Here is a 24563-nt window from a genome sequence, read left to right as displayed (position 1 = left end):
CAAACCTTACATTTGCTCCCCCGAATCAAGGGACCCCGGCCGTTCGTTAAATCAACATATACCATGGAACCTAAGTACAGTCAAAAGATCGCGGAGAAACTGAATCTTACCCTCAAACAGATCAACAACGTTTTCGACCTCAATGCCGAGGGCGCAACCATTCCATTCATGGCGCGCTACCGTAAGGAAGCTACCAATAATATGGATGAAGTAGCCATCGGGAATGTGGTGGAACAGATCAACTATTTCAATGAGCTGGACAAGCGCAAGGATACAGTGATCAAAACCATCGAAGGGTTGGGTAAGCTGACGCCGGAACTGAAACAACGGATCGATGATTGCTTTGACGCTACTGAACTTGAAGACCTCTATCTTCCTTATAAACCCAAGCGCAAAACACGCGCTACGCAGGCCATCGAAAAAGGATTGGAACCACTCGCCAAACTCATCTTCGAACAAGGCAATGAAGACCTCTCTGCAGAAGCTGAGAAATATCTCAATGAGCAGGTGAAGGATTCCAAGGAAGCATTGCAGGGCGCACGCGATATCATTGCAGAATGGGTATCTGAACACGAACAGGCGCGCAACAAAGTGCGTCAGCTGTTCACTGAAACTGCCAGCTTCTCATCCAAAGTACTCACCAGTAAGAAAGATGAAGAAGAAGCGCAGAAATACCGCGATTACTTTGAGTTCAATGAACCACTGGCCGACAGCCCCTCTCACCGCATCCTGGCTATACGCCGTGCAGAGAAAGAAGGCTTCCTGGTGATGGATATCAATATTGACCAACAGACTGCAGTGGATGATCTCAACAGGATCTTTGTGAAAGGCTCCAGCCCGCTGGCCGGCGAAGTGAAGAAAGCAGTGGAAGATTCTTTCGACCGCCTGTTGAAACCTTCTATCGAAAACGAATTCCGGCTCATCAGCAAGAACAAAGCCGATGATGAAGCCATACAGGTGTTCACGGAGAACCTTCGTCAGTTGTTACTGGCTTCTCCACTCGGCAGCAAACGTGTACTGGCGCTGGATCCTGGCTTCCGTACCGGCTGCAAACTGGTTTGCCTGGATGCGCAGGGTAACTTCGTTTACAATAGCACTATCTACCCGCATCCCCCTCAGAACGAGTGGAGTAAAGCATCTGCTGAATTGAAATTCCTGGTGGATAAATATGATATCGAAGCTATCGGTATCGGTAACGGAACCGCTGGCCGCGAAACAGAACAACTGGTGCGCAGCATCGATTTTGGTAAACCCGTGAGCGTGTTCCAGGTAAATGAAAGCGGTGCGTCGATCTACTCCGCATCCGAAGTGGCGCGTGAAGAATTCCCTGATCAGGATGTAACGGTTCGTGGTGCTGTGAGCATCGGCAGAAGGCTGCTGGACCCGCTGAGCGAATTGGTGAAGATCGATCCGAAATCAATCGGTGTGGGCCAGTACCAGCACGATGTGAACCAGACCAAACTGAAAGATGCGCTTGACAGGGTAGTGGAGAGCGCCGTGAACTATGTAGGCGTTGATGTGAACACAGCTTCCAAACACCTGCTGGTATATGTTTCAGGTCTTAGCGGTACACTCGCAAAGAACATAGTTGAATACCGCGCAAAGAATGGCGCTTTCAAAAGCCGTGAAGAACTGAAGAAGGTTTCTCTGATGGGACCAAAAACATTCGAGCAGTGCGCAGGCTTTTTGCGTATCCCCGGTGCAGAGAATGTGCTGGACAATTCTTCGGTTCACCCTGAGAGTTATTTCGTGGTGGAGCAGATGAGTAAAGATCTGGGCTCAACGCTGGAAGACCTGATCAAGCAGGCCGATCTTCGTAAAAAGATCGATCGTAAAAAATATATTTCTGAAAAGATCGGTGAGTTCACTATCGAGGATATCCTGAAAGAGCTGGAGAAACCTGGCCGTGATCCCCGTGCACAAATTGAAGAGTTCCGTTTTGAAGATACCATCAAGGCGATCGAAGACGTGAAACCCGGTATGGTAGTGCCCGGTATCGTTACGAATATCACCAATTTTGGAGCCTTCGTTGATATCGGTGTAAAGCAGGATGGATTGGTGCACATCTCACAGATGAGCAATACCTATATCAGCGATCCCAATGAAGTGGTGAAGCTGAACCAGAAAGTAACGGTGACTGTAACCGAAGTGGATGTAGCGCGCAAGCGGATCAGCCTGAGCATGAAAGACAGCAGTAAGGGCAGTAGCAGGCCATCCGGATCAGGTGGCGGTGAGAGAAGAAGCAACACAGTTGGCGGTGGTTCCCAAAAAAGTCAGCCAAAGAAATCGGAGCCGCTGAATCCTTTCCAGGCCAAGCTGGCTGAGCTGAAAAAGAAGTTCAACGACTAAGAAAGAAAACTTTATAAAAACGAAGGAGCAGGTTTGAATCACCTGCTCCTTTTTTATTGAATGATATCTGGGTCTGAATTATCGTCCCATCATTTCCTTGTTCCTTTTTTGCTTTTTCCTGAGCGTATTGTCCAACATCGCCAGGCATAGAACTACTGTAACGATGGCCATTCCATACAACACAGAATTGTTCAGGTATTTGCCCGGATTGAGATCAGGCAATTGAATGGGCGAAGCCTCATGGCTCACCGCATTCCAGTCCATCTTCGCGATCATGTATACCAGTAATGCGCCGATGCTGAGCAAAAAGAAGGCACTGATCACGCGGATCACTGATTTTTTTATATAGCTGCTGGCAGCCGGTGCGATCTTTTCGTGGGCGATGGCGTCCATCACATTTTGTGAGAAGCGCATGGATGGTTCTTCCAGTTCTATGTTCTGCTGCATCAGCTGGTGAACATCGAGGAGCTCATGGTATTTGTTGCGCCATTCACTGTTCTCTTCGATCAGCTTTGCAACAAAGGAGCGTTCCTGCTCATTGCTGAGCCCATCGATATAATCCCACAATCTCGTTTCCATGTTTTCAGGCTTGTTCATAACTGCCTTTTATGATTGATCAATATTGTTATCAGTCTGTGATGTTCTTCACTTCTTCTGCAAAATGTTCTTCCATTTTATTCCTGAGCCTTTGCCTGGCGCGGTGCAGTTTCACTTTCACCGTATTGGGATCGATGCCCATGATGGAACCGATCTCTTCCAGGCTTTGCTCTCCTTTATAGAACAACGTAATGATCTTTGCATCGTCCGGGCTGAGCAGTTGGATGGCCTGGTTCACCATATTGCTGCGTGATTTCTGTTCCACCTGGTTGGCCCGGAAACCGGAATCCTGCCTGTCTGCCAGTTCAAATACATGTTCCTGGTCCAGTGAATGCACAGCCAGTTTCTTTTTACGGAGGAAGGAGATGCAGGTGGTTGAGGTAATGGTGTACAACCAGGTGCTGAATTTTGCATCTCCCCGGAAGTCTGCCAGGTTCTTGTAAGCTTTTACGAATACGTCCTGGGCAATCTCTTCCGCGTCCTCACGGTTGGAGGCATACCGGCCGGCGATGGTGAAAACGAAGTTCTGGTACTTCTTCACCAGTTCGGCAAATAAAGTCTTTTCTCCCTGAAGAACCCTGCTAATGATCTCAGTATCAAGCTGTGCAATATTCATCGCAAGGTATTAGACTACAGAAGTTTTTCTCATGTTACAGGTAAGGTACAAATAAATAAAAAAAGAAAAACCTGTAACCAGGAGCAGACGGGGGAGTCATAGTTACAGAATGAGCGCCGCCGGAAAAAAACTTTCAATGCGCTGTAACCCGGGAAACAAAAGCGGCGTCAGATCATTCAGGAAACAATCAACCTCAAATTATAAAGACAGTTTTATGGAAAGTACATTAGTTCCCGTCGTTTTGTTCCTTTCAATGTTCGGATGCTTGTTTGGCATCGTATACATGTGGAGGAAAGAGAACCTGGCCATGATAGAAAAGGGGCTGAACCCCAAGGATTATCGCCCCGCACCTTATAAAAATCTGAAGTGGGGATTGTTATTGGTAGGAGCAGGTTTAGGATTATTCCTTGCTTTCCTGCTGCAACATTCAGGTATGTTCAAACTGAATGCATATGAAGATGAATATGTGCCATTATACTTTGCGCTCATCGGCATCTTCGGGGGTCTCGGACTGGTGATCAGTTACAGGATCGAGAAAAAGGAAACGCTTGACAACAGAAGCAACAATTGATCTATATACAGCAATCGTCAATTAGTTAATCGTTACAACAAAAAGCCCGGAATTTCTATTCCGGGCTTTCGATCTTATGATAACTGATTATTCTGAGTAGGTAGAATCTGATTCCATTGATTCAGACGTTTCATTTTTCCTGAATGGATAATAAAAACGTTCTCCATTCAGGAAGAGATTGGTCAGCACTCCATCGAACAGGAATTCTGCTGCCGACTGTTCATTGAAACCATACTGCATGGCATAAGCGAGGTATCCGTTCTTCATCACTGCATAAGCTGTTTTGTAAAATATCCTTTCGGTTCCTTTTACAAATTTCATACTGGTTATGCTCACGATATTGCTGCTGTCCTGCAACAGTTTGTTTTCAGTTGTACTCAGCTTATAGCCTTTGTTCAGCATTTGCTCTGCTATCAGATCTTCATAAGGTCTGCGTTTTACGCGTGCTGATAATGTATCTGCGTGGAAGAGGATGGTGATGGAATCCTCTTTGACTGTGAGATGGTATTTTTCTGTATTGGCATCGATAACAGTGGTGGTGCCGCGTTCCGGCAGGTTGGTCTTGATGAAATTACCGATGGCATAAGGAGAGTAGGTGATGGTGGTAGCTCCGATATTACCTGTTTGATAACGCCATTCACCTTTTTTCAGGTAATTTTCATACTTGCCTGTGATGGAGTAGGGAGACCTGCCATGTGCAGAAAGGACCACAGAATTTTTTTCTTCCAGCCTGCCTGAATCCAGGTTGGTGCGAATAACATTCAGCGTATCCCTTGAATCGATATAAATGTAAGCGTCATCAAAGGCGATCTTCTTCAGTTCCTCCAGCTTTTCTTCTATTTCCTTTTTGTCCGGTATTGAAAAGCAGGCAGACAACAGGAATGGCAGCGAGAACACGAGTAAATGTTTCATAGTAATAAGATAAGAAAATTATTTGATCAGGAACCTGTCGAAGCCCATTGCAGCTAATTCTTCAAAAGCGGCCCACACATCTTCCGGAATATCCTGGTGGATCTGGAAACCCTTTTCAGGATACAGTTTGATCCGTTGAAGATCGCCTACCATAGAGTTGATGAGCAGTTCCATGGGCAATTCGGGTACAATATATTGTTCGAAAGTTAAGTCCGGTGAAGTAACATACAGTACTTTCTCCGGCCAGTGTTTTTTGAATGTAGCGAAGCTGCGCCTTTCCATATATGGTTTCTGCACAACGATAAAACTGTTCGCTTCGATCTGTTTCTCCAGAAGCAATTTTTGCGTGAAGAGAATATTCTCACCTGTATTGGTGCTTTTATTCTCTATGAGAATAGCGTCTGCAGGAACGCCTTTGCTGATAGCTATTTCAGCGAAACGTTCTGCTTCAGATTGTGTCCAGATGGAAGCGGTGATCTTACCCAGTCCACCCGAGAAAACGATCAGTGGAGCATATCCCTGGTGGAAGAGCTCAGCAGCCCGTTCCGCCACGCGCGTATCCTGCGTGCCGAGCGCGAGGATGCAGTCCGCTTTGGAAAGCGGTTGTCCCATCCGGTGATAATCCCAGAGCTTCCTGGCCAGCGAAATGATTTCCGGGGTGATCATAAACGTTATTGTATCAGGATCTCCTGTCCTTTCTTCACTTCATTATCGAAGTAGTTGTTCACTTCAAAATATCCTTCCATTCTCCAGATCTGTCTGGCCATCCAGGTTTGAATACGTCTGTTCAGTTCCTCTTTATCCCTTGCCGGGATATTTTGCAGGTTGATATTGTTCTTTGCAGCATAGTCTACCAGGCTGGCATAAGCGCCGTTTTCGGGCTTGAATCCTTTTGCCAGTTCCAGCGGGGATTTGAATTGTTTGAAATAATCCCTGTGCTGGATGAAATAGGTAAAGATGAACCTGCTGAAAGCGGGTGTGCTCAACAGTTGGTAGGTTTCCCTCGACAACGAAGTGGTATCGTAGGGAACGAATACATCGGGTGTGATGCCACCGCCGCCGTACACGATCTTTCCTTTTTTCGTTTTGTATTGAGGTCCTGCATGTGTGGTAGCGGTATCGCCATGGAGCATTTCTCCATTCTCGAAACGGTGGTCCAGTTCTTCGCGGTAAGCGGCCCTGCCATTACCATATGGTTTCTGGATATTGCGCCCGAGCGGTGTATAGTAACGTGCAACGGTGAGGCGCAGGGCAGAGCCATTGTTCAGCTCATATTGTTCCTGTACCAGTCCTTTACCAAAGGAGCGGCGGCCCACGATGGTGGCGCGGTCCCAGTCCTGTAATGCACCTGCCAGTACTTCACTGGCGGAAGCGGAGTTCTCATCTATCAGTACCACCAGTTCTCCTTTTTCAAAGAGGCCCGGGCGTTTGCAGCGGTATTCAGTCTTTTTGGAGTGACTGCCCTGCGTATATACAATGAGTTTATCATCATCCAGGAATTCATCGGCCATATCGATAGCTTCGCCGAGGATGCCGCCGCCATTATCGCGGAGATCGAGCATGAGTTTTTTCAATCCTTTTTTCTGGAGCTCTTCCATGGCTGCCATGAATTCTTCGTAGGTAGTGCCGGAGAATTTATTCACGTGGATATAACCGGTAGTGCTGTCGAGCATATAGGATGCATCAACGGAATACAGGGGGATCATGCCGCGGGTAACGGTGGTAGTGACTTGCTTTCCGTCGCGGAGCAAAGTGATATTCACTTTGGAGCCGGAAGGGCCGCGGAGGAGTTTGCGGATCTTGTCGCCATTGATGTCTTTGCCGGTAACTACAGAGTCGCCCACTTTGAGGAAGCGGTCTCCGGTTTTGATGCCTGCTTTATCGCTGGGGCCGTCTGCCAGTACATTGCTGGCGTAAACGGTATCGCTTAGGATGAAGTATTCCACGCCGATGCCTTCGAAATTACCCTGGAGGTCTTCATTCACTTCTGCGAGGCGGTTGGCCGGGATATAGATGGAGTGCGGGTCCAGATGGCCGAGCATTGCCATCACGGCATCATCGCTCAGGGAGTCTGTACTGACTGAATCAACATAGCGCAGGTTGATCAGGTCCATCACTTCCTGGATGGTGGAAGGACGGGCGGATTCAAACAGTCCGCGTGAGAAGGGAATATTCTTCCTGAGCCCCGATCCGATCCACATTCCAACGATCAGCACAATCGAAAAGAGCAATGGGAGCCATACCTGTAATTTCTTCATGCAAGGGTCACTTAAATATTAAATTTTCCAAATTTCGGGGCGAAGTTCATAATTAATTCTCAATTCCGCGCTTTACCTTCGTTGAACGGTTGTTAAATGGTAGGAGTGATAGCTCCCGGGCCGAAGATTAAATGAAGTTTTATGGCAATATTGATAGCAGATAGTGGATCTACCAAGGCGGAATGGGCCCTGGCCGGAAAAGGTAAAAAAACGAAAACGGTATTCACCCAGGGTATCAGCCCTTATTTTCTGAATACCGATCAGATCGAGGATGTGATCAGGAAGGAATTATTGCCCGGTTTCAAAAAAGCGGAACTGGAATCCATCACCGCTATCTATTATTACGGCACCGGTTGCAGCAGTCCCGTCAATGCGAAGTCGGTGAAAACAGCGCTGACACGAATATTTAAGGGCGTGAAGCCGATTGAAGTGGACCACGATCTCATGGGCATTGCCCGGGCGTCCTGCCAGGACCAGAAAGGAATCGCCTGTATCCTGGGAACGGGCAGCAATACCTGCTATTACAATGGTAAGAAGATCGTGAAAATAAGCCCGGGCCTGGGTTATGCCCTGGGCGATGAAGGCAGTGGCGCCTATCTCGGCAAGAAAGTGATCCAATATTATCTCTACGGCACTTTCGATGAAGACCTGAAATACCGGTTCGAACAAAAATACAATACATCCGCTCCGGAGATCCTCGATAACGTGTACAAAAAGCCTTTCCCCAACAGGTACCTGGCTTCCTTCTCCATGTTCCTTTCTGAGAACCGCGACCATTACATGATCGAGAACATCATCGAAGACGGACTCAATGATTTCTTTTTTACCCATCTCTGCAAACTGGGAGAAAGCTGGAAGATGCCGATCCACTTTGTAGGCAGCGTGGGTTTTGCTTTCAAAGAAGTGTTGGAAGAACTTTGTCATGCTTATGAATTCGAGCTGGGCAAAGTACTGAAGACACCGATGCCAGGCCTTATCAAGTATCATATCGGATAATTTTTTGAGAACCGGCCCGTTTTTAGAAAAGAAACCTTCTAACATGTCAGCGGCTTTCAATAAGGTCACGGAGCAATCAGGTCCGTACAGGCACCTGGAAAAAATGAGCATCCGTGAGCTGCTCACCAACATCAATTCAGAAGACCAGCAGGTTCCGCTGGTAGTGGCCAATGCCATTCCCCAGATTGAACAGCTGGTGACCATCATTAGTGATAAAATGCTGGCCGGTGGCCGGCTTTTTTATATCGGGGCAGGCACCAGCGGCCGTCTCGGTGTATTGGATGCCAGCGAGATCCCGCCCACATATGGCCTCCCGCAGGGGCTGGTAGTGGGCATCATTGCCGGCGGACAGGAGGCGATCCAGAAACCCATCGAATATGCGGAAGACAGCTGGGAACAGGGCTGGCTCGACCTGGAAAAACACCAGATCAGCGATAAGGATGTTGTGGTGGGCATTGCAGCCAGCGGCACTACGCCCTATGTGATCGGCGCATTGAATGAAGCGCGAAAGCGTGGAATCATCACCGGTTGTATCACCAACAATGCAGGCACACCACTGGCAGCTGCTGCGGATTATCCTATCGAAGTAGTGGTAGGTCCCGAATTCGTTACAGGAAGCACCCGCATGAAGAGTGGCACCGCTCAGAAACTCGTTCTCAATATGATCTCCACATCCGTGATGATCCAGATCGGAAGGGTAGAAGATAACAAGATGGTGAACATGCAGCTTACCAATGCCAAACTGGTTGACCGCGGCACCAAAATGCTGATGGAACAGGCTGGCATCACTGATTACGAGCAGGCAAAACAATTGCTGCTCAAATATGGCAGCGTAAAGAAAGCGATAGACTCCCTGCAATAACTTCTCCTTCCATTTTTTCACAAAAAAATATTTGGAAAGGGCGCCCGCATGACCGTAAATTGTATACAGTTATGCATGATATAGAACCATTTTACAATTGGCGTCACATCTATACAAGTGAGCAGGATGAACGATCTCCGTTCTATGGGCGCGTATATTCGGAGTTTGAGTTCACTCAAACCATTTACAATTATTATATCCATCCGCAATGGGATGATTTCGGAAGCCGCACCATGTACCTGAAAGTGCTGATGGCGGATTATGAAGAGCATTATGCGGTAATAGAACTGATAGGAGAGTGGAACGATGCCATCGAGAACGATATCATGGAACTCAAACGCGAAGTGGCCGATCCCTTTATCTATGAAGGCATCAACAAGTTCATCCTCATTGCAGAGAATGTACTCAACTTCCATAGTTCCGATAAAGAATACTACGAAGAATGGTTCGATGAAGTCACCGATGAGAACGGCTGGGTAGTGATCCTTAATATGCCAGAACAAACACAGTACGATTTCAAAAGGGCTAAACTACACCGCTACTTCGAACTGATGGAACTGGATAACTGGCGAACCTACAAGCCATTCCATCTTTTCAAAAAAATTGATGAACAGATGCAGAAGCGCCTTGAGTAAGCATTTGCGCGGATTCAACGAACATTTGTTCACTATAATTTTCTGCAATTCTCCAAAAATTTATTTTGCATTTCACGTTTTGTGATTACTTTTGATTCAATGAACATCAACAAGGCATACGGTTTCTTTTATTTTAGCTTTTACTATTTTAGTACGAGGCCGGGAATGCTTTTGTTGAAAACAAATTAGGAGATAAAAAAATCAACATAAGAAGTCCCGGCCAAACGCCGGGACTTTTGTTTTTACTAATCGTTTCAGATCAGTCCATTATGTCAACAAAAGTCTCGATACAAGGATACGAAGGCAGTTTTCACCAGGTAGCCGCCCAGCAATACTTCGGAAAGGATGTTGAAGTGATACCCTGCGCCACATTCCGCGAAGTGGTGAAGATCGCGGGCAATAAAAAGGAATCGGATGGCGGCGTAATGGCCATCGAAAATTCCATTGCCGGCAGCATCCTCCCCAACTACAGCTTATTGCAGAAAAGCAGTCTCCGCATCGTAGGAGAAGTTTACCTCCCCATCAAACAACATCTTTTAGTGAACCCCGGCGTACAACTGGAAGATATACGCGAAGTTCACAGTCACCATATGGCCATTCAGCAATGCCTGGAATACCTGGACAAATACGACTGGAAGCTGGTGGAAACAGAAGACACTGCACTCAGTGCAAAAAAACTACACCAGCACAAAAGCAAACATATTGCGGCCATCGCCAGCAAACTGGCGGCCGACCTCTTCGAACTGGATGTGATTACTCCCAATATCCACACCATGAAAAGCAATTACACGCGCTTCCTGGTGATCCAACGGGAAGATATAGCCGAAACTGTAGCAGACGCCAATAAAGCATCTGTGAATTTCAATACAGACCACAGCAGGGGAAGCCTCGCACGCGTGCTCACCCGCATCGCAGACGGAGGCATCAACCTCAGCAAACTGCAAAGTTTCCCTATTCCGGGAAGCGACTGGCAGTACAGCTTTCATGCTGACATGGAATTCGATACCCTTGACCAGTTCGAAACCGTGATCAGCCAGATCAAACCCATCACCACCGAACTCAAAGTTTACGGTGTTTACAAAAAAGGCAAAGCGATCGTATGATAACTACCTCCAAAAGATTAGAAGGAATTGGTGAATACTATTTCTCACAAAAGCTCAGGGAAATAGACGGCCTCAATCAGCAGGGCAAACAGATCATCAATCTTGGCATCGGTTCTCCTGATCTGCCGCCGCATCCTGATGTGATCAAGACCCTGCAGGAGGAAAGCGCCAAGCCTAACGTGCATGCCTATCAATCTTACAAGGGATCTCCCGTGCTGCGCAAGGCAGTGGCAGACTGGTATGCAACATGGTACAAAGTAGAACTGAACCCTGATACCGAGATCCTGCCGCTGATCGGCAGCAAGGAAGGCATTATGCATATCTGCATGACCTACCTGGATGCAGGCGATATGGCCCTCATTCCCAATCCCGGTTATCCTACCTACAGCAGCGCTGTGAAGCTCGCAGGCGGAACTACTGTTCCCTACGAGCTTACAGAGGAAAATAACTGGTTCCCTGACCTGGAGCAACTCGGAAAGGAAGTAACTGCGCTTAACCAACAGAGTAAGGGCACAGTGAAACTGATGTGGGTGAACTATCCGCAGATGCCAACCGGCAAATTGCCTGAAGCATCTCTTTTCAAACAACTGGTGGCTTTCGGCAAACAACATAATATTTTGATCTGTCATGATAATCCATACAGCTTCATTTTGAATGATGAACCAACCAGTTTGCTCAGTGTGGAAGGCGCGAAGGATTGCGTGGTGGAACTGAACAGCCTGAGCAAAAGTCAGAACATGGCAGGCTGGAGAGTAGGCACACTCTGCGGCGCCAAAGAGCGCATCGATGAAGTGCTGCGCTTCAAAAGCAATATGGACAGCGGCATGTTCCTGCCTTTGCAACTGGCGGCAGCTACTGCGCTAGGTCTTCCGAAAGAATGGTACGATCAGGTGAACAGCATTTATCGCGCGCGCAGAACAAAAGTGTTTGAGTTACTCACGCTGCTGAATTGCGTGTACGATGAAAGCCAGGCAGGCATGTTCGTTTGGGCGAAGATCCCGGCAGGATATAAAGATGGATTTGCTTTGAGTGATGAAGTATTGTACAATGCCAATGTATTCATCACGCCCGGCGGCATCTTCGGCAATGCCGGCAATCCATATGTGCGCGTGAGCCTCTGCAGCAGTGAAGAAAAACTGCAACAGAGCATCGATCGCGTGCAGCATTTCTTAACAACAGCAAAAGTTACAGCATAGCATGTTCAATGCAGTTACCATAGTAGGTGTGGGCCTGATCGGCGGATCCTTCAGCCTGGCGTTGAAGAATCTCGGCCTCACCAAAAAAGTGATCGGCGTCAGCCGCACCAAATCCAGCGCCGATAAAGCGCTCGGGCTCGGATTGATCGATGAAGCCATGAGCCTCGAAGACGCAGTCCGCAACAGCGATCTCATCTACGTTGCCATCCCGGTAGATACTACCATCCCTGTGATGAAACAGATCATGGACCTGGTGACCGATAAACAAATAGTGGTGGATGCGGGCTCTACAAAATCTGTACTCTGTGCATCACTGAAAGATCATCCGATGCGTCATCGTTTTGTAGCCACTCACCCGATGTGGGGTACCGAGTACAGCGGTCCGGAAGCAGCGGTACAGGACGCGTTCACCGGCAGGACCTGCGTGATCTGTGAGAAAGAAAAAAGCGATCCCGTGATCGTGGATATCATCGAGAACGTGTACCGTCAGCTGGGTATGCGCCTGAGCTATATGGATGCAGACAGTCATGATATGCACGCAGCCTATGTGAGCCATATCTCCCATATCACTTCTTTTGCCCTGGCCAATACGGTGCTGGAAAAAGAGAAGGAGGAAGATGCCATCTTCGAACTGGCAGGCGGTGGTTTCGAAAGCACTGTGAGGCTGGCCAAGAGTAACCCTGCTATGTGGGTGCCGATCTTCATGCAGAACAAAGAGCATGTGCTGGATGTATTGAACGAGCATATCAGTCAGCTCCGGAAATTCAAATCCTGCCTGGAAAAGGAGAACTTCGAGTACCTGCAGGAACTGATAGAGCAGGCCAATAAAATCAGGAGGATCATCAAATGAACTGGAATTTCGATACCCTGTTCTTTGCCGGGTTCGGCATCATCTGCCTGTATCTGGCCATTTCAAGATCAAAATGGTTATTCTGGGGTAGCGCAAAGTCCGAAAGGATGGAGCTGGCTCTGGGGAAAAACTATAAGCTGTGGGTGAATCTCGCAGCAGGGCTCTTATGCCTGGGCATTGCTGCGTTCTTTTTGCTGCGCTAGCATTGCTTTTCAGCTCTTTGGAAGGATAATTTAGGCCATCGCCGCCGTAAGCAGTACCTTTGCGCAAATTTTTTACTTTATGACGACTTTCGACGCGTTGGGTTTAGACGCCAGGTTGGTACAGGCTACCGATGCACTTGGCTATAAAAACCCGACACCTATTCAGGAACAAGCGATTCCTGTGTTGCTCAGCGGCACCAAAGACCTGGTGGGGCTGGCACAGACCGGTACGGGGAAAACAGCCGCATTCGGATTGCCTTTACTGCACCTTGTAGAAGAGAAACAGAGACACCCCCAGGCGCTGGTAGTTTGCCCTACAAGAGAATTGTGCCTCCAGATCGTTACCGAACTGGAAGGTTTCAAGAAATTCCTGCCCCAGATGTATGTGGCCGCAGTGTACGGCGGAGCATCCATCGGGCAACAGATCAGGGAACTGAAAAGAGGCGTGCAGATAGTGGTGGCAACACCCGGCCGCCTGATTGACCTGATCGAACGCAAAGCGATCAATCTCGAAGAGATCAAATATGTGGTGCTGGATGAGGCTGATGAAATGCTGAACATGGGTTTCAAGGATGATATCGAATTCATCCTTCAGAATACCCCTAACCGTGAGGCCACCTGGCTCTTCAGCGCTACCATGCCACCGGAGATCAAACGTGTTAGCAAACGCTACATGAAGGAACCATTCGAGATCACGGTAGGAAAGGTGAACACCGCCAACAAGAATATCGATCACCAGTACTATGTTACCTCTGCACAGCACAGGTACCAGGCGCTGAAAAGACTGATCGATTTCAACCCGGGTATCTATGGGATCATCTTTACCCGTACCAAGGCAGACGCACAGGAGATTGCCGAAAAACTTACCCGCGAAGGCTACGATATCGATGCACTGCATGGAGATCTGACACAGCAGCAACGCGATAAGGTAATGGGCGAATTCCGTGAAAAGACCTTACAGCTCTTAATTGCAACGGATGTGGCCGCAAGGGGTATCGACGTAAAAGATATCACGCATGTGATCAATTACGAGTTACCGGATGATGTGGAAGTGTATACGCACCGCAGTGGCCGTACAGGACGCGCTGGTAATACCGGTATCTGTATGTCGATTGTGCATGTACGTGAAACCGGCAAGATGCGCCAGATCCAATCCATCGTTCAGGCGCCATTCCACAAGCTGGAGATCCCCAGCGGAAAGGATGTTTGCCGCAAGCAGTTCTACCATTTCATGGACAAACTGCTGCAGACCGATATCAGCCATGGCGACTATGAAACCTATGTTCCCATGCTGGAAGAGAAGTTCGCAGACATGACCAAGGAAGAAGTGCTGAAGCGCGTGGCAGCCATGGAGTTCGACCGCTTCCTCAAATACTATGAGAACGCAGAAGACCTCAATGTTCGTCCGGATGCACGCAGGGAAAGAACCTTGGACCGTGGACAGGACCGCGGACGTTTCGAGCGCAATGGCGACAGGAATGCCCGCCGGGATACACGTGGCCGTGAGTTCGGCGGTGGTGGAGATTATGCCCGCCTTTTTGTGAACCTCGGCACCAAGGACGGCTTCTATAAGGCCAGTTTCCTCCAGTTCATCCTGGATATGAGCGATCTCAGAAAAGATGTGCTCGGCAGGATCGATATGAAAGAAATGAACAGCTGGATCGAGATCGATAAACGTGCAGCACAACAAATGATCCGCGCCATCGATGGCAAGAACTACAAGGGTAGAAGGATCAGAATGAACGACGCAGACAGCAGACGATAATTCAAAACAGGATTTGAAAATTTGAATACGTCTGCCGGCTGGAAAACAAGAAATCAAGACACAGACATATTCAAATTTTCAAATTCATTGTATGACAGTTAGTGAAACAACCATGAAGGAAACAGTGCAGGCAACCTGGAAGAAACGTCCCCTGATCATTTCAGGCCCCTGTAGCGCAGAAACCGAAGAGCAGGTGCTGGAAACAGCGCAGCGTCTCGCAAAAACCGGAAAAGTGAACATGCTCCGCGCCGGTATCTGGAAACCCCGTACACGTCCCGGTTCCTTCGAAGGCATCGGCACCAAGGGACTTCCCTGGATGCAACAGGCAAAGAAACTTACCGGTCTCCCCATCACCGTGGAAGTGGCCACCGCCAAACAGGTGGAAGATGCGCTTCACTTTGATGTAGACGTGCTCTGGATCGGCGCCCGCACCACTGTTAACCCCTTCAGCGTACAGGAAGTGGCTGATGCACTCAAAGGTGTGAAACTGCCTGTACTGATCAAGAATCCCATCAACCCCGACCTCGAATTGTGGACCGGCGCTGTTGAACGCGTAGCTAAGGCAGGGATCGACCAGATCGGTCTGATCCACCGCGGATTCAGCGCATACGGTAACTCCGAATACCGCAATGCCCCCATGTGGCACCTCGCCATCGAAATGAAACGCCGCAATCCCGAGCTTCCCTTCATCAATGACCCTTCGCATATCTGTGGAAGAAGAGATATCCTCCTGGACGTAATGCAGAAAGCTGTGAACCTCGACTACGACGGATTCATCATCGAATCTCATATCGACCCCGACAAAGCCTGGAGCGATGCCAAACAACAGGTAACGCCCGAGCGCCTCGCTGAAATGCTCGACGAGATCGTTTGGAGAAAAGAAGATTCCGCCTCCGAAGAATTCCATGCAGCCCTCGAAAAGCTCCGCCAGCAGATCAACCACCTGGATGATGAACTGATGCAGATCCTCGGACAGCGTATGAAAGTGGCAGAACAGATCGGCTTGTACAAAAAGAACAACGAGATCACCATCCTGCAAACCAACCGCTGGAACGAGATCCTGGAGCGCGCCTTCAAACAGGGTGATAAGCTCGGCCTGAGCAAAGAATTCATCACAAAGTATTTCGACGCTGTGCACATGGAAAGTATCAACCACCAGAACAAGATCATGAACGATTAAGTGGCGAATCAAAACCATAAGATCTGGCTCTTTGTTCATGTGATCGTAACCGTTCATGAACGCAGGCCATTACTGAAGAAACCCATCCGTACCGTATTGTTTGCGCACCTGCAGCAAGACGCGTCTGCAAAGGGAACCAAAGTAACGGCAGTGAACGGCGTGGAAGACCATCTGCATTTGCTGATACAATTGCATCCTGCGCAGAATCTCCTGCAGGTAATGAAAGCCCTCAAAACGGAAGCGTCCGGCTGGATCAACAATTCCAATCTGCTGACAGAACCGTTTGAATGGGAGGAGAACTTTGCCGCCTACACGGTAAGTCCTTCAGGAGTGAAGCAGGTAGCGGATTTCATCGGCAAGCAGGAAGAATACCATAAGACCAAATCGCTCGAAAGCGAACTGGAAGTTTTCGATAAAGTACAACTATAGCATGCAAAAAAAATCATGTCAGTTCTCATCAAAGAAGGTTGATTACTACTTCGATGCTGACTTCACCATGCTGGAAAAACTGGCAGGGAAGGAGCATACAGTGATCATCACCGATGAGAATATATTTCAGGCCCAGGCAAAAAAGTTCAAAGGCTGGAACTGCATCGTACTCAAACCCGGTGAAGCATTCAAAGTGCAGGCAACGGTAGACAGTGTGATAGAACAACTCATCGAATCCGGTGCCGACCGCAAGACAACTCTGGTTGGCGTTGGCGGTGGTGTTGTAACAGATATCACCGGTTATGTAGCGGCTATCTATATGCGTGGGATCCGTTGCGGCTTCGTCCCTTCCACCATACTCGCGATGGTGGATGCCAGTATCGGCGGCAAGAACGGCGTAGATGTTGGAATCTACAAGAATCTTGTAGGGACTATCCGTCAACCGGATTTCCTGCTTTACGATTACAGCCTGCTGAAAACCTTACCGGACGCTGAATGGATCAACGGCTTTGCCGAGATCATCAAACACAGTTGTATCAGGGATCTTGCCATGTTCAAAGAGCTGGAAAGCAAAAAACTGAACTTCTACAAAAAAGATAAATCTGCATTGGGCAAACTCATTCTCCGCAATGCCATGCTCAAATCGAAAGTGGTGGAAAAGGATGAGTTTGAACAGGGCGACCGCCGCCTGCTGAACTTTGGACATACACTTGGGCATGCAATCGAGAATATGTATGAACTGTCACATGGCCAGGCTATTTCCATCGGAATGACGGCTGCCTGTCATTTATCGGCTGCCCTGGCGGGTTTCAAAGAAACGGAAAGAGTAGTGAAAGTATTGAGCCAGTATGGCCTGCCTACTTATGCCGAATATGATCACAATGCAGCATTCGAAGTGTTGAAGAAAGATAAGAAGAAGGAAAGAACGAGCATGAATTATGTGTTGTTGGAAAAGATCGGAAAAGGGATCGTACAACAGATCCCGATGAATCAATTGCAAACATTAATCCAGGAATTACCGGCATGATCGCAATAGTACAACCATCGGGTATTGAAGGGGATATTGTAGCGCCTGCGAGTAAAAGCTCGATGCAACGGGCATGCGCAGCCGCTTTATTGAGAAAGGGCATCACCATCATTCATAATCCTGGTCATTCCAATGATGATCAGGCCGCCATCGGCGTGGTCACTGCATTGGGTGCAATCGCTGAAAAGCAGGCGGATGGAACATTACGTGTAACCAGCAACGGCGTTCAGCCTGTAAAGGATGAAGTGAATTGCGGCGAGAGCGGATTGGGCATACGCATGTTCACGCCCATCATCTCACTGGCAGACAGAACCATTACCATCAACGGAACCGGAAGTCTTACAACAAGACCAATGGATTTTTTTGACACAGTGTTGCCGCAGTTAAGTGTAGATATTCAATCCAACAAAGGCAGGCTCCCTTTGATCATCAAAGGGCCGCTGAAACCAGCGCCCATCACTGTGGATGGATCGCTTAGCTCTCAATTCCTCACAGGATTGCTGATGTCTTATGCAGCAGCAGGCGCTTCCGACGTAGCCCTCACCGTTACTGATCTCAAATCCAAACCATATATCGACCTTACTTTAAAGGTGATGGAAGATTTCGGATGGAAAGTGGAAAACAGGAATTATGGATCTTTCTATTTTCCTGCCAATGCTTCAGCACCAAAGAGCGGTGAGCTGGAATATACTGTGGAAGGGGATTGGAGCGGAGCCGCATTCCTGCTGGTGGCAGGCGCCATCGCAGGAGATATCACCGTACGCGGATTGGATGTTTTCTCCACGCAGGCAGACCGCGCGGTTTTGCAGGCGTTGATGAGCAGCGGGGCAAAAATTAGTGTGCAGACAGATAAGATTGAAATAGGTCCTGCTCGTTTGAAAGCATTCCATTTCAATGCAACCGAATGTCCTGATCTCTTCCCTCCGCTGGTGGCATTAGCCGCTTACTGTGAAGGGAAGACTGTGATCGAAGGTGCGCAACGCCTCACACATAAGGAAAGCAATCGCGCCCTTACATTACGGGAAGAGTTTGGTAAATTGGGAGTGCAGATAGATCTGCAGGATGACCTCATGATCATTCACGGAGGCAAAGTTTTGAATGGCGCCACAACCTATTCGCACCACGATCATCGTATTGCGATGGCTTGTGCAGTAGCAGGATTGAAAGCATCATCAGCTGTAACTATTGAAGCAGCGGATGCCATCAATAAATCCTACCCCGATTTCTATGCGCACCTGCAACAATTGGGCGCTACCGTATCTTTACAATAATGAACTGACAATATTATGAACGCATTTGGAAGATTATTCAGGGTAACCATCTTTGGTGAATCACATGGAGAAAGTGTGGGCGTGAATATCGATGGTTGTCCGGCCGGACTTTCCCTCACTGCAGAAGATTTCGTAACGGATATCGAACGCAGGAAAGGCGGCATGCAGAAGGGCACTACGCCACGCAAGGAAGATGATCTGCCCATCTTCAAAACCGGTATCTTCAATGGCCAGTCTACCGGCGCACCCATGACCATCCTCTTCGATAACAAGAATACAAGAAGCGGTGATTATGAAAAACAGCGTTCTGTGCCGCGTCCCGGTCATGCTGATTTTGTAGCGCATCAGAAATTCGGCGGCTTCGAAGACTTCAGGGGCGGCGGACATTTCAGTGGAAGACTTACTGTCTGCCTGGTAGCAGCCGGTGTGATCGCCAAAAAACTGGCAGCCACGGCTAACGTTAATATAGAAGCGAAGATCCTGGAAATAGGGGGCGAAGCTGATCTGGATAAGGGCCTGCAAAAAGCGATCGATGCCAAAGATAGTATCGGTGGCATAGTTGAGTGCCGTGTAAGTGGATTGCCGGCAGGATTGGGAGAGCCATTCTTCGATTCTGCAGAATCATTGCTTAGTCATGCTGTGTTTGCCATTCCTGCTGTTCGCGGGATCGAATTCGGGACTGGTTTTGCAGCAGCGCGTATGTTCGGAAGTGATCACAATGATGCTATCCTCAATATGGAAGGACAAACAGCTACCAACCATGCAGGCGGCATCGTAGGCGGTATCACCAATGGCAATGAGCTGGTATTCCGCATCGCTATCAAACCTACCAGCAGTACGCCGAAAGAACAACAGACCCTGAACTGGGAAACGCAGCAAACAGAAACTTTTTCAGTGAAGGGACGTCATGATCTTTGCATTGCACTCCGTGTGCCCGTGGTGCTGGAAGCCGTGGCAGCTATTGTGCTGGCAGACCTTTTGCTGATGGAACAACATATCAAAAGAGTATTATAAACCTATGCCTGTAATATTTCATATCACTACAGAGCCGGAATGGACTGCTGCAAAGAAGGCAGGCCATTACGAAACCCCGAGTCTGAAAGAGGAGGGATACATCCATTGCTGTCAGGAAGATCAGATCTCGGATGTGCTACACCGTTATTTCGAAGGAAAAAAGAAATTGCTGAAGCTGAGCATCGATACTTCGAAACTGAAAAGCCAGCTGATCTATGAGTGGAGCCCATCCAATGCGGCCACTTATCCGCATATATATGGCCCCATCAATCTCGATGCTGTGATTGAGACCGGTAAACTGTAGTGTTATTTCGATCTTAATTGCCGGAAGGGAATATCCAGCACCTGGTATTCCCTGTCATTGGGCCAGTAGTAATGCCACCACTCCGTATCGAAGGCCCTGAATCCGTACTTTTCCATGAGCGCCCTGAGTAGTTGACGGTTATCAAGCACAGTCTGCGGTAACCGGGTAAAATCATGATGGGCAGAATCGGTGAAATTGTCGAATCCTGTGCCCATGTCCAATTCCCTGGAATCTGTTAAATTCAGGATGGTGCAATCCACTGCCAACCCCCTGTTATGGCCTGAACCCTTTGTTGGCTCTGCAACGTAGCGCGGATCCTTTACCAGTTCCCAGAAACTCACGGTTACGGAATAGGGACGATAAGCGTCAAATATTTTCAATCCGTAACCTTTGGCATTCAATTCGTATTGTATTTCCTGCAGCGCCAGGGCGGCTGGCAGGCGGAGAAAAGTAGAATTTGTATTTTTGGGATACATTCGCCGGTGCATGAAGTTGTTTTTGGTAGCGTACCGGAGATCATATACAATGCCTGGAATTATCGTACGCAGTTCAACCATCCTATGCAGGGAATCTTTTTCAACACCCGTTTCATACTGCGATTTCTGCACTACAACCGGAACTCCGTAAGTACTGGTGACAGTCTGCTGAGCCGGAGCTGCATGATGTAAGGCAAGAAATAACACGAGGACTTTGGGAATATTGGGGTGAAATAGTATTTTGTACAGCATTGCAACTGGGTGACGATGAATTACATCATGAAGTAAGGTACAATAAATTTATACCGGAACAATAAGGATAATACATGAATAAGCACTTGAATGCAGGAGTAACTGGTTGCACGTTCTTTTTTTTGCTGATCCTCACCGCCTGTGGCGGAGGGGAGAAGCCAAAGGACAAAGACATTGTGGAACAGCCCGAAAAATTTGAGGTCCGCGTAAGCGATAACATCAAATCTGCATTGTCTTACATGCTCGACAATAAAGGCAGGCTCAACGACACTGTGGTGCTTGCAGATGACAGGTTGGTGAACGAAGCCTATGTGCGCAGCAATCATCAGCCCATCTGGTGCACACAGGAGCAATGGAATGCCATCGGTGAAAACTTCTTCCGCTTCATCGCCAATTCAAAAGAATACGGATTATTCCCTTCAGACTATCATTACCGCGCATTGAACAGCATGCGCGATCAGATCGTTCGCGATTCCTCTGCACGCAAGAATGCTGCTCTCTGGAGCCGCGCGGAACTGATGATGACTGATGCTTTCCTGCAGGTGGCCCGCCATCTGAAACAGGGACATTTCTATAAAGACAGTCTTTATATCCGCACTGATTCCATTCTCGGCCCCGGTTATTATCCCGGTGTACTGGACCAGGTGCGTCAGACCCGCAATGTGAGCGGCACCCTGCAAGCGCTGGAGCCAACTTACCAGGGGTATGCCGATCTCAAGCAGGGACTGAAAGCTTATCTCGATTCCATCGGTTCGTTCAAAAGATATACAATACTCAGTTACAGCTACCCGCTGAAAGACAGTGCAGCTTTTTACAGATCATTACAAAGAAGATTGTTCGAAGAGGATCTCCTTCCTTCTGCAACAGAACCGGTTGACACTGCAACCTGGAGAGCTGTGCTGAAAGATTATCAAACCAAAAAAGGATTGAAACCAACCGGTCGCCCCAATGAGAATACCGTTGCGGCGCTCAATTATACCGACTGGGAAAAGTTCAAGCGCGTAGCCATTACGCTTGACCGTTATAAGATGGCAACGGACAGTTTCCCGGAAACATATATCTGGGTGAATCTGCCCAGTTATTATCTGCGTGTGCACGATGCAGATACTATTGCGATGGAATCCCGCGTTATTGTGGGGCAAGCGCGCACACGAACGCCATTGCTGACGTCTGCCGTGAGTAATTTCATCACTTATCCGCAATGGACCGTGCCATACAGCATCATCTACAAGGAGATGCTGCCGAAGATCAAAAAGGATGTGAACTATCTCAATAAAGAGAACCTGATGGTAGTGGACCGCAACGATAGTATCATCGATCCTTATACGATCAACTGGGCGGTGCTTGGCAAGGGGAATTTCCCCTATCTCCTGAAGCAGCGTCAGGGTGATGATAATTCGCTGGGTGTACTGAAGTTCAATTTTCCGAATAAACATGATGTATACCTGCACGATACCAATGCACGCTGGTTGTTCAGCCGCGGCAACCGCGCCATGAGCCATGGATGTGTGAGAGTGAAGGAATTCATGAAGCTGGCGGATTTCCTGGTAAGGAACGATACGGCCCGCTTCCATCCCGATACATTGAGGAACTGGATCAGGCGCGAAGAAAAGCATGTGGTTTCAGGATTCAAAAGAGTACCTATCTATATCCGTTACTTTTCCTGCGAGGGAAAAGATGGAAAATTGAGAATTTATGAAGATATTTATGGAGAAGACAAGATCCTGAAGGAAAGGTACTTCGCCGACAAGGCCATCCAATAAAATCCCCTATCTATGAAAAAATGGGCCCTTTATGCTGTCTTATCGATCATGACCCCTGCTGTAGTAAAAGCCCAGTCAGCAGTTGAAGACAGTGTTCACATGACCAAAAAGAGAAAGGTCCCCAAAGTACAATATGGAGTTGCCAGTTTCTATCACAATAAGTTCGAAGGCCGCAAAACCGCCAATGGCGAGATTTTCAGCCAGAAAAAATTAACAGCCGCCTGCAATACGCTTCCGCTCAATTGCTGGGTGCGTGTAACCAATATCCGGAATAACCGAAGCGTGATCCTCAGGATCACAGACCGCATGCATCACCTGAACAAACGTCTGATCGACCTAAGTCATATTGCGGCTAAAACACTCGGGTATACCGGTCACGGGCTAACGCGCGTGAAAGTGGAATATCTAGGCAAGAACAAGCCCACCACCCCGTAACACTCGTTTTGTTGTATCCGTGAGCAAATCTTTACCAGCCCTTAACTTATTAACCGCGGTTAATAAATTATTTTTCATTTTAATAGGTACCCCGCTATTTTTGCTCAATACGATTACAAAACTGTTTCGTTATGAAGAGAATCCTACTACACCTTTTCTTTCTTCTCACCCTAACTCAGATTGCTTTTGGCCAGGATGATGATATTCAGAATCCCACTTTAGGCGTCCACTTTTTCTTTAACGACTTCAAGTCGGCTCAGAATATAAGGAACACTTCCCTGGGAACTGCATTAAGAGACAAAAAGTTTGGCAAGATCAAAGACATGAGCCCTGGCCTTGCTATCAATTATATGGAGGGGCTCAACAGGCATTTTGATTTTACCACCACACTCGCCGGTTCTTTCCTGGATTATATCCGCAGGGACGGATCTACTTACGGAAAAGATAATTTCCTCCTGGAAGGCGATGTGTCTGTACGTGGCAAGATGTTCTCCAACAAGTACGTGGTATCGCCTTATCTGCAGGCAGGTTTAGGTGCGTCTATGTACAAAGGCACATTCGGTGCATTCATTCCCGCAGGTGTGGGCGTTCAGTTCAACATCCTGAATGAAGCTTTCCTGGTGGTGAACTCACAATACCGTATACCAGTAACCGAATCTGCCAATTATCATTTCTATCACAGCATCGGCCTGGCCGGTGTGATCGGTAAAAAGAAAAGAGCGGCAGCACCCGTTCCTGTTCCCATTCCTCCGCCGCCACCAAAAGATACAGATGGTGATGGTATCGTAGACAGCCTGGATGCCTGCCCGGATATTCCCGGCCTGGCGCAGTTCAAGGGTTGTCCGGACAGGGATGGAGACGGTATCCCTGATCCTGAAGATAAATGTCCTGATGTGCCCGGGCTTGCGCGCTACCAGGGATGCCCCATTCCTGATACGGATGGCGATGGCATCAATGATGAAGTGGATAAATGCCCCAACGAGAAAGGCGTTGCCCGCTACGACGGCTGCCCGGTTCCCGACCGCGATAAAGATGGCGTGAATGATGAAGAAGATAAATGTCCTGATCTTCCCGGACCTGTTTCCAACCAGGGCTGTCCTGAAGTAAAGGAAGAAATAAAGAAAAGGATCGATGTGGCTGCGAAGAATATCTTCTTTGCAACAGGCAGCTATCAACTGCTGGCAAAATCCCATAAATCACTGGATGATGTGGTGAAACTGCTGAACGAAGATCCCAATCTCAAACTGGATGTGGAAGGTCATACGGACAATACCGGCAAAGCCGATAAGAACCTTACACTGAGCGAAAAACGTGCGCAGGCTGTTCATGATTATTTAGTGAAAAAGGGCGTGAGCGATGATCGTATCAACGCTGCGGGCTATGGCCAGGAACGCCCCGTAGCCGACAATAAAACAACTGCCGGCCGTGCGAAGAACAGGCGCGTGGAACTCAAACTGCATTATAACTGATACCCATAATGACAATGCAAAACCCCGGCA

General features: G+C 48.1%; 25 protein-coding genes. 19 read left to right on the top strand and 6 right to left on the bottom strand.

What is annotated here, in order from left to right:
• Positions 1-63: 63 nt before the first annotated feature.
• A complete protein-coding gene (locus tag FSB84_RS28855) occupies positions 64-2349 on the top strand; it encodes a Tex family protein (protein ID WP_130543926.1) in 2286 nt (761 codons plus the stop codon).
• Positions 2350-2427: 78 nt separating this feature from the next.
• On the opposite strand, the gene FSB84_RS28850 is transcribed toward FSB84_RS28855, so the two are convergent.
• Both FSB84_RS28850 and FSB84_RS28845 read right to left on the bottom strand, forming a co-directional pair.
• A complete protein-coding gene (locus FSB84_RS28850) occupies positions 2428-2946 on the bottom strand; it encodes an anti-sigma factor (RefSeq protein ID WP_130543925.1) in 519 nt (172 codons plus the stop codon).
• A 31-nt stretch (positions 2947-2977) separates the two neighbouring features.
• Positions 2978-3562 carry an RNA polymerase sigma factor gene (locus FSB84_RS28845; RefSeq protein WP_130543924.1) on the bottom strand — a complete coding sequence of 195 codons (585 nt, stop codon included), beginning with the start codon at positions 3560-3562 and terminating at the stop codon, positions 2978-2980.
• A gap of 214 nt (positions 3563-3776) precedes the next feature.
• On the opposite strand from FSB84_RS28845, the gene FSB84_RS28840 reads away from it, so the two are divergent.
• Positions 3777-4133 (top strand): DUF6249 domain-containing protein, encoded by a 357-nt coding sequence (locus FSB84_RS28840; protein ID WP_130543923.1) that lies wholly within the window; start codon positions 3777-3779, stop codon positions 4131-4133.
• Positions 4134-4220: 87 nt separating this feature from the next.
• On the opposite strand, the gene FSB84_RS28835 is transcribed toward FSB84_RS28840, so the two are convergent.
• From FSB84_RS28835 to FSB84_RS28825, 3 genes are read right to left on the bottom strand one after another with little or no spacing between them, the layout of a single operon-like run.
• Positions 4221-5045: a hypothetical protein gene (locus FSB84_RS28835; protein WP_130543922.1), complete on the bottom strand. Its 825-nt coding sequence runs from the start codon at positions 5043-5045 to the stop codon at positions 4221-4223.
• A gap of 18 nt (positions 5046-5063) precedes the next feature.
• Entirely contained in the window at positions 5064-5711 is a 648-nt protein-coding gene (locus FSB84_RS28830; protein WP_130543921.1) for a YdcF family protein, read from the bottom strand.
• A gap of 5 nt (positions 5712-5716) precedes the next feature.
• Positions 5717-7303: a S41 family peptidase gene (locus FSB84_RS28825; RefSeq protein WP_130543920.1), complete on the bottom strand. Its 1587-nt coding sequence runs from the start codon at positions 7301-7303 to the stop codon at positions 5717-5719.
• A gap of 141 nt (positions 7304-7444) precedes the next feature.
• Here FSB84_RS28825 and FSB84_RS28820 point away from each other — a divergent pair, with 141 nt between their 5' ends.
• The 14 genes from FSB84_RS28820 (at position 7445) to FSB84_RS28755 (ending at position 20138) form a co-directional block, all read left to right on the top strand.
• On the top strand, positions 7445-8299 hold the full coding sequence (locus FSB84_RS28820; protein WP_130543919.1) for an N-acetylglucosamine kinase: 855 nt from the start codon (positions 7445-7447) through the stop codon (positions 8297-8299).
• 43 nt (positions 8300-8342) lie between these two features.
• Positions 8343-9161 (top strand): N-acetylmuramic acid 6-phosphate etherase, encoded by an 819-nt coding sequence (gene murQ, locus FSB84_RS28815; RefSeq protein ID WP_130543918.1) that lies wholly within the window; start codon positions 8343-8345, stop codon positions 9159-9161.
• A gap of 71 nt (positions 9162-9232) precedes the next feature.
• Complete coding sequence (locus FSB84_RS28810) at positions 9233-9796, top strand: hypothetical protein (protein WP_130543917.1); 564 nt, start codon at positions 9233-9235, stop codon at positions 9794-9796.
• A gap of 269 nt (positions 9797-10065) precedes the next feature.
• Positions 10066-10899 carry a prephenate dehydratase gene (locus tag FSB84_RS28805; protein ID WP_130543916.1) on the top strand — a complete coding sequence of 278 codons (834 nt, stop codon included), beginning with the start codon at positions 10066-10068 and terminating at the stop codon, positions 10897-10899.
• Positions 10896-12095, top strand: coding sequence for a pyridoxal phosphate-dependent aminotransferase (locus tag FSB84_RS28800; protein ID WP_165434954.1), 1200 nt, complete (start codon positions 10896-10898; stop codon positions 12093-12095). The genes FSB84_RS28805 and FSB84_RS28800 overlap by 4 nt, the downstream gene beginning before the upstream one ends.
• A gap of 1 nt (position 12096) precedes the next feature.
• Positions 12097-12945, top strand: coding sequence for a prephenate dehydrogenase (locus FSB84_RS28795; RefSeq protein WP_130543915.1), 849 nt, complete (start codon positions 12097-12099; stop codon positions 12943-12945).
• Complete coding sequence (locus FSB84_RS28790; RefSeq protein ID WP_130543914.1) at positions 12942-13148, top strand: hypothetical protein; 207 nt, start codon at positions 12942-12944, stop codon at positions 13146-13148. The genes FSB84_RS28795 and FSB84_RS28790 overlap by 4 nt, the downstream gene beginning before the upstream one ends.
• A 79-nt stretch (positions 13149-13227) precedes the next feature.
• A complete protein-coding gene (locus tag FSB84_RS28785; RefSeq protein ID WP_130543913.1) occupies positions 13228-14913 on the top strand; it encodes a DEAD/DEAH box helicase in 1686 nt (561 codons plus the stop codon).
• A gap of 91 nt (positions 14914-15004) precedes the next feature.
• On the top strand, positions 15005-16093 hold the full coding sequence (locus FSB84_RS28780; RefSeq protein WP_225979918.1) for a chorismate mutase: 1089 nt from the start codon (positions 15005-15007) through the stop codon (positions 16091-16093).
• Positions 16094-16522, top strand: a complete 429-nt coding sequence (locus FSB84_RS28775) for a transposase (protein ID WP_130543912.1) — start codon at positions 16094-16096, stop codon at positions 16520-16522.
• A gap of 1 nt (position 16523) precedes the next feature.
• Entirely contained in the window at positions 16524-17549 is a 1026-nt protein-coding gene (gene aroB, locus FSB84_RS28770) for a 3-dehydroquinate synthase (RefSeq protein ID WP_130543911.1), read from the top strand.
• Positions 17546-18820 carry a 3-phosphoshikimate 1-carboxyvinyltransferase gene (gene aroA, locus FSB84_RS28765; protein WP_130543910.1) on the top strand — a complete coding sequence of 425 codons (1275 nt, stop codon included), beginning with the start codon at positions 17546-17548 and terminating at the stop codon, positions 18818-18820. Before aroB ends, aroA begins: the two co-directional genes overlap by 4 nt.
• A gap of 15 nt (positions 18821-18835) precedes the next feature.
• On the top strand, positions 18836-19834 hold the full coding sequence (locus FSB84_RS28760) for a chorismate synthase (protein WP_130543909.1): 999 nt from the start codon (positions 18836-18838) through the stop codon (positions 19832-19834).
• A 4-nt stretch (positions 19835-19838) separates the two neighbouring features.
• A complete protein-coding gene (locus FSB84_RS28755; protein WP_130543908.1) occupies positions 19839-20138 on the top strand; it encodes a DUF952 domain-containing protein in 300 nt (99 codons plus the stop codon).
• A 2-nt stretch (positions 20139-20140) separates the two neighbouring features.
• Here FSB84_RS28755 and FSB84_RS28750 read toward each other — a convergent pair whose 3' ends face one another.
• Positions 20141-20866: a M15 family metallopeptidase gene (locus FSB84_RS28750; protein WP_130543907.1), complete on the bottom strand. Its 726-nt coding sequence runs from the start codon at positions 20864-20866 to the stop codon at positions 20141-20143.
• Between the two features lie 74 nt (positions 20867-20940).
• Between FSB84_RS28750 and FSB84_RS28745 the strand changes: the two genes are divergently transcribed.
• From FSB84_RS28745 to FSB84_RS28735, 3 genes are all read left to right on the top strand, one after another.
• Positions 20941-22629, top strand: coding sequence for a L,D-transpeptidase family protein (locus FSB84_RS28745; protein WP_130543906.1), 1689 nt, complete (start codon positions 20941-20943; stop codon positions 22627-22629).
• Between the two features lie 12 nt (positions 22630-22641).
• A complete protein-coding gene (locus FSB84_RS28740) occupies positions 22642-23064 on the top strand; it encodes a septal ring lytic transglycosylase RlpA family protein (protein ID WP_130543905.1) in 423 nt (140 codons plus the stop codon).
• A gap of 131 nt (positions 23065-23195) precedes the next feature.
• Positions 23196-24533, top strand: coding sequence for an OmpA family protein (locus FSB84_RS28735; RefSeq protein ID WP_130543904.1), 1338 nt, complete (start codon positions 23196-23198; stop codon positions 24531-24533).
• The last annotated feature ends 30 nt before the right edge of the window (positions 24534-24563 follow it).

This window comes from Pseudobacter ginsenosidimutans (assembly GCF_007970185.1).
Lineage (GTDB): Bacteria > Bacteroidota > Bacteroidia > Chitinophagales > Chitinophagaceae > Pseudobacter > Pseudobacter ginsenosidimutans.
The sequence above is the reverse complement of the archived record's forward strand: the minus strand, read 5'-3'. Positions and strand labels throughout refer to the sequence as shown.

Coding starts and splice junctions, on each gene's coding strand:
- FSB84_RS28855 (WP_130543926.1), top strand. CDS start 64: ATGGAACCTAAGTACAGTCAAAAGATCGCGGAGAAACTGAATCTTACC.
- FSB84_RS28850 (WP_130543925.1), bottom strand. CDS start 2,946: ATGAACAAGCCTGAAAACATGGAAACGAGATTGTGGGATTATATCGAT.
- FSB84_RS28845 (WP_130543924.1), bottom strand. CDS start 3,562: ATGAATATTGCACAGCTTGATACTGAGATCATTAGCAGGGTTCTTCAG.
- FSB84_RS28840 (WP_130543923.1), top strand. CDS start 3,777: ATGGAAAGTACATTAGTTCCCGTCGTTTTGTTCCTTTCAATGTTCGGA.
- FSB84_RS28835 (WP_130543922.1), bottom strand. CDS start 5,045: ATGAAACATTTACTCGTGTTCTCGCTGCCATTCCTGTTGTCTGCCTGC.
- FSB84_RS28830 (WP_130543921.1), bottom strand. CDS start 5,711: ATGATCACCCCGGAAATCATTTCGCTGGCCAGGAAGCTCTGGGATTAT.
- FSB84_RS28825 (WP_130543920.1), bottom strand. CDS start 7,303: ATGAAGAAATTACAGGTATGGCTCCCATTGCTCTTTTCGATTGTGCTG.
- FSB84_RS28820 (WP_130543919.1), top strand. CDS start 7,445: ATGGCAATATTGATAGCAGATAGTGGATCTACCAAGGCGGAATGGGCC.
- murQ (WP_130543918.1), top strand. CDS start 8,343: ATGTCAGCGGCTTTCAATAAGGTCACGGAGCAATCAGGTCCGTACAGG.
- FSB84_RS28810 (WP_130543917.1), top strand. CDS start 9,233: ATGCATGATATAGAACCATTTTACAATTGGCGTCACATCTATACAAGT.
- FSB84_RS28805 (WP_130543916.1), top strand. CDS start 10,066: ATGTCAACAAAAGTCTCGATACAAGGATACGAAGGCAGTTTTCACCAG.
- FSB84_RS28800 (WP_165434954.1), top strand. CDS start 10,896: ATGATAACTACCTCCAAAAGATTAGAAGGAATTGGTGAATACTATTTC.
- FSB84_RS28795 (WP_130543915.1), top strand. CDS start 12,097: ATGTTCAATGCAGTTACCATAGTAGGTGTGGGCCTGATCGGCGGATCC.
- FSB84_RS28790 (WP_130543914.1), top strand. CDS start 12,942: ATGAACTGGAATTTCGATACCCTGTTCTTTGCCGGGTTCGGCATCATC.
- FSB84_RS28785 (WP_130543913.1), top strand. CDS start 13,228: ATGACGACTTTCGACGCGTTGGGTTTAGACGCCAGGTTGGTACAGGCT.
- FSB84_RS28780 (WP_225979918.1), top strand. CDS start 15,005: ATGACAGTTAGTGAAACAACCATGAAGGAAACAGTGCAGGCAACCTGG.
- aroB (WP_130543911.1), top strand. CDS start 16,524: ATGCAAAAAAAATCATGTCAGTTCTCATCAAAGAAGGTTGATTACTAC.
- aroA (WP_130543910.1), top strand. CDS start 17,546: ATGATCGCAATAGTACAACCATCGGGTATTGAAGGGGATATTGTAGCG.
- FSB84_RS28760 (WP_130543909.1), top strand. CDS start 18,836: ATGAACGCATTTGGAAGATTATTCAGGGTAACCATCTTTGGTGAATCA.
- FSB84_RS28755 (WP_130543908.1), top strand. CDS start 19,839: ATGCCTGTAATATTTCATATCACTACAGAGCCGGAATGGACTGCTGCA.
- FSB84_RS28750 (WP_130543907.1), bottom strand. CDS start 20,866: ATGCTGTACAAAATACTATTTCACCCCAATATTCCCAAAGTCCTCGTG.
- FSB84_RS28745 (WP_130543906.1), top strand. CDS start 20,941: ATGAATAAGCACTTGAATGCAGGAGTAACTGGTTGCACGTTCTTTTTT.
- FSB84_RS28740 (WP_130543905.1), top strand. CDS start 22,642: ATGAAAAAATGGGCCCTTTATGCTGTCTTATCGATCATGACCCCTGCT.
- FSB84_RS28735 (WP_130543904.1), top strand. CDS start 23,196: ATGAAGAGAATCCTACTACACCTTTTCTTTCTTCTCACCCTAACTCAG.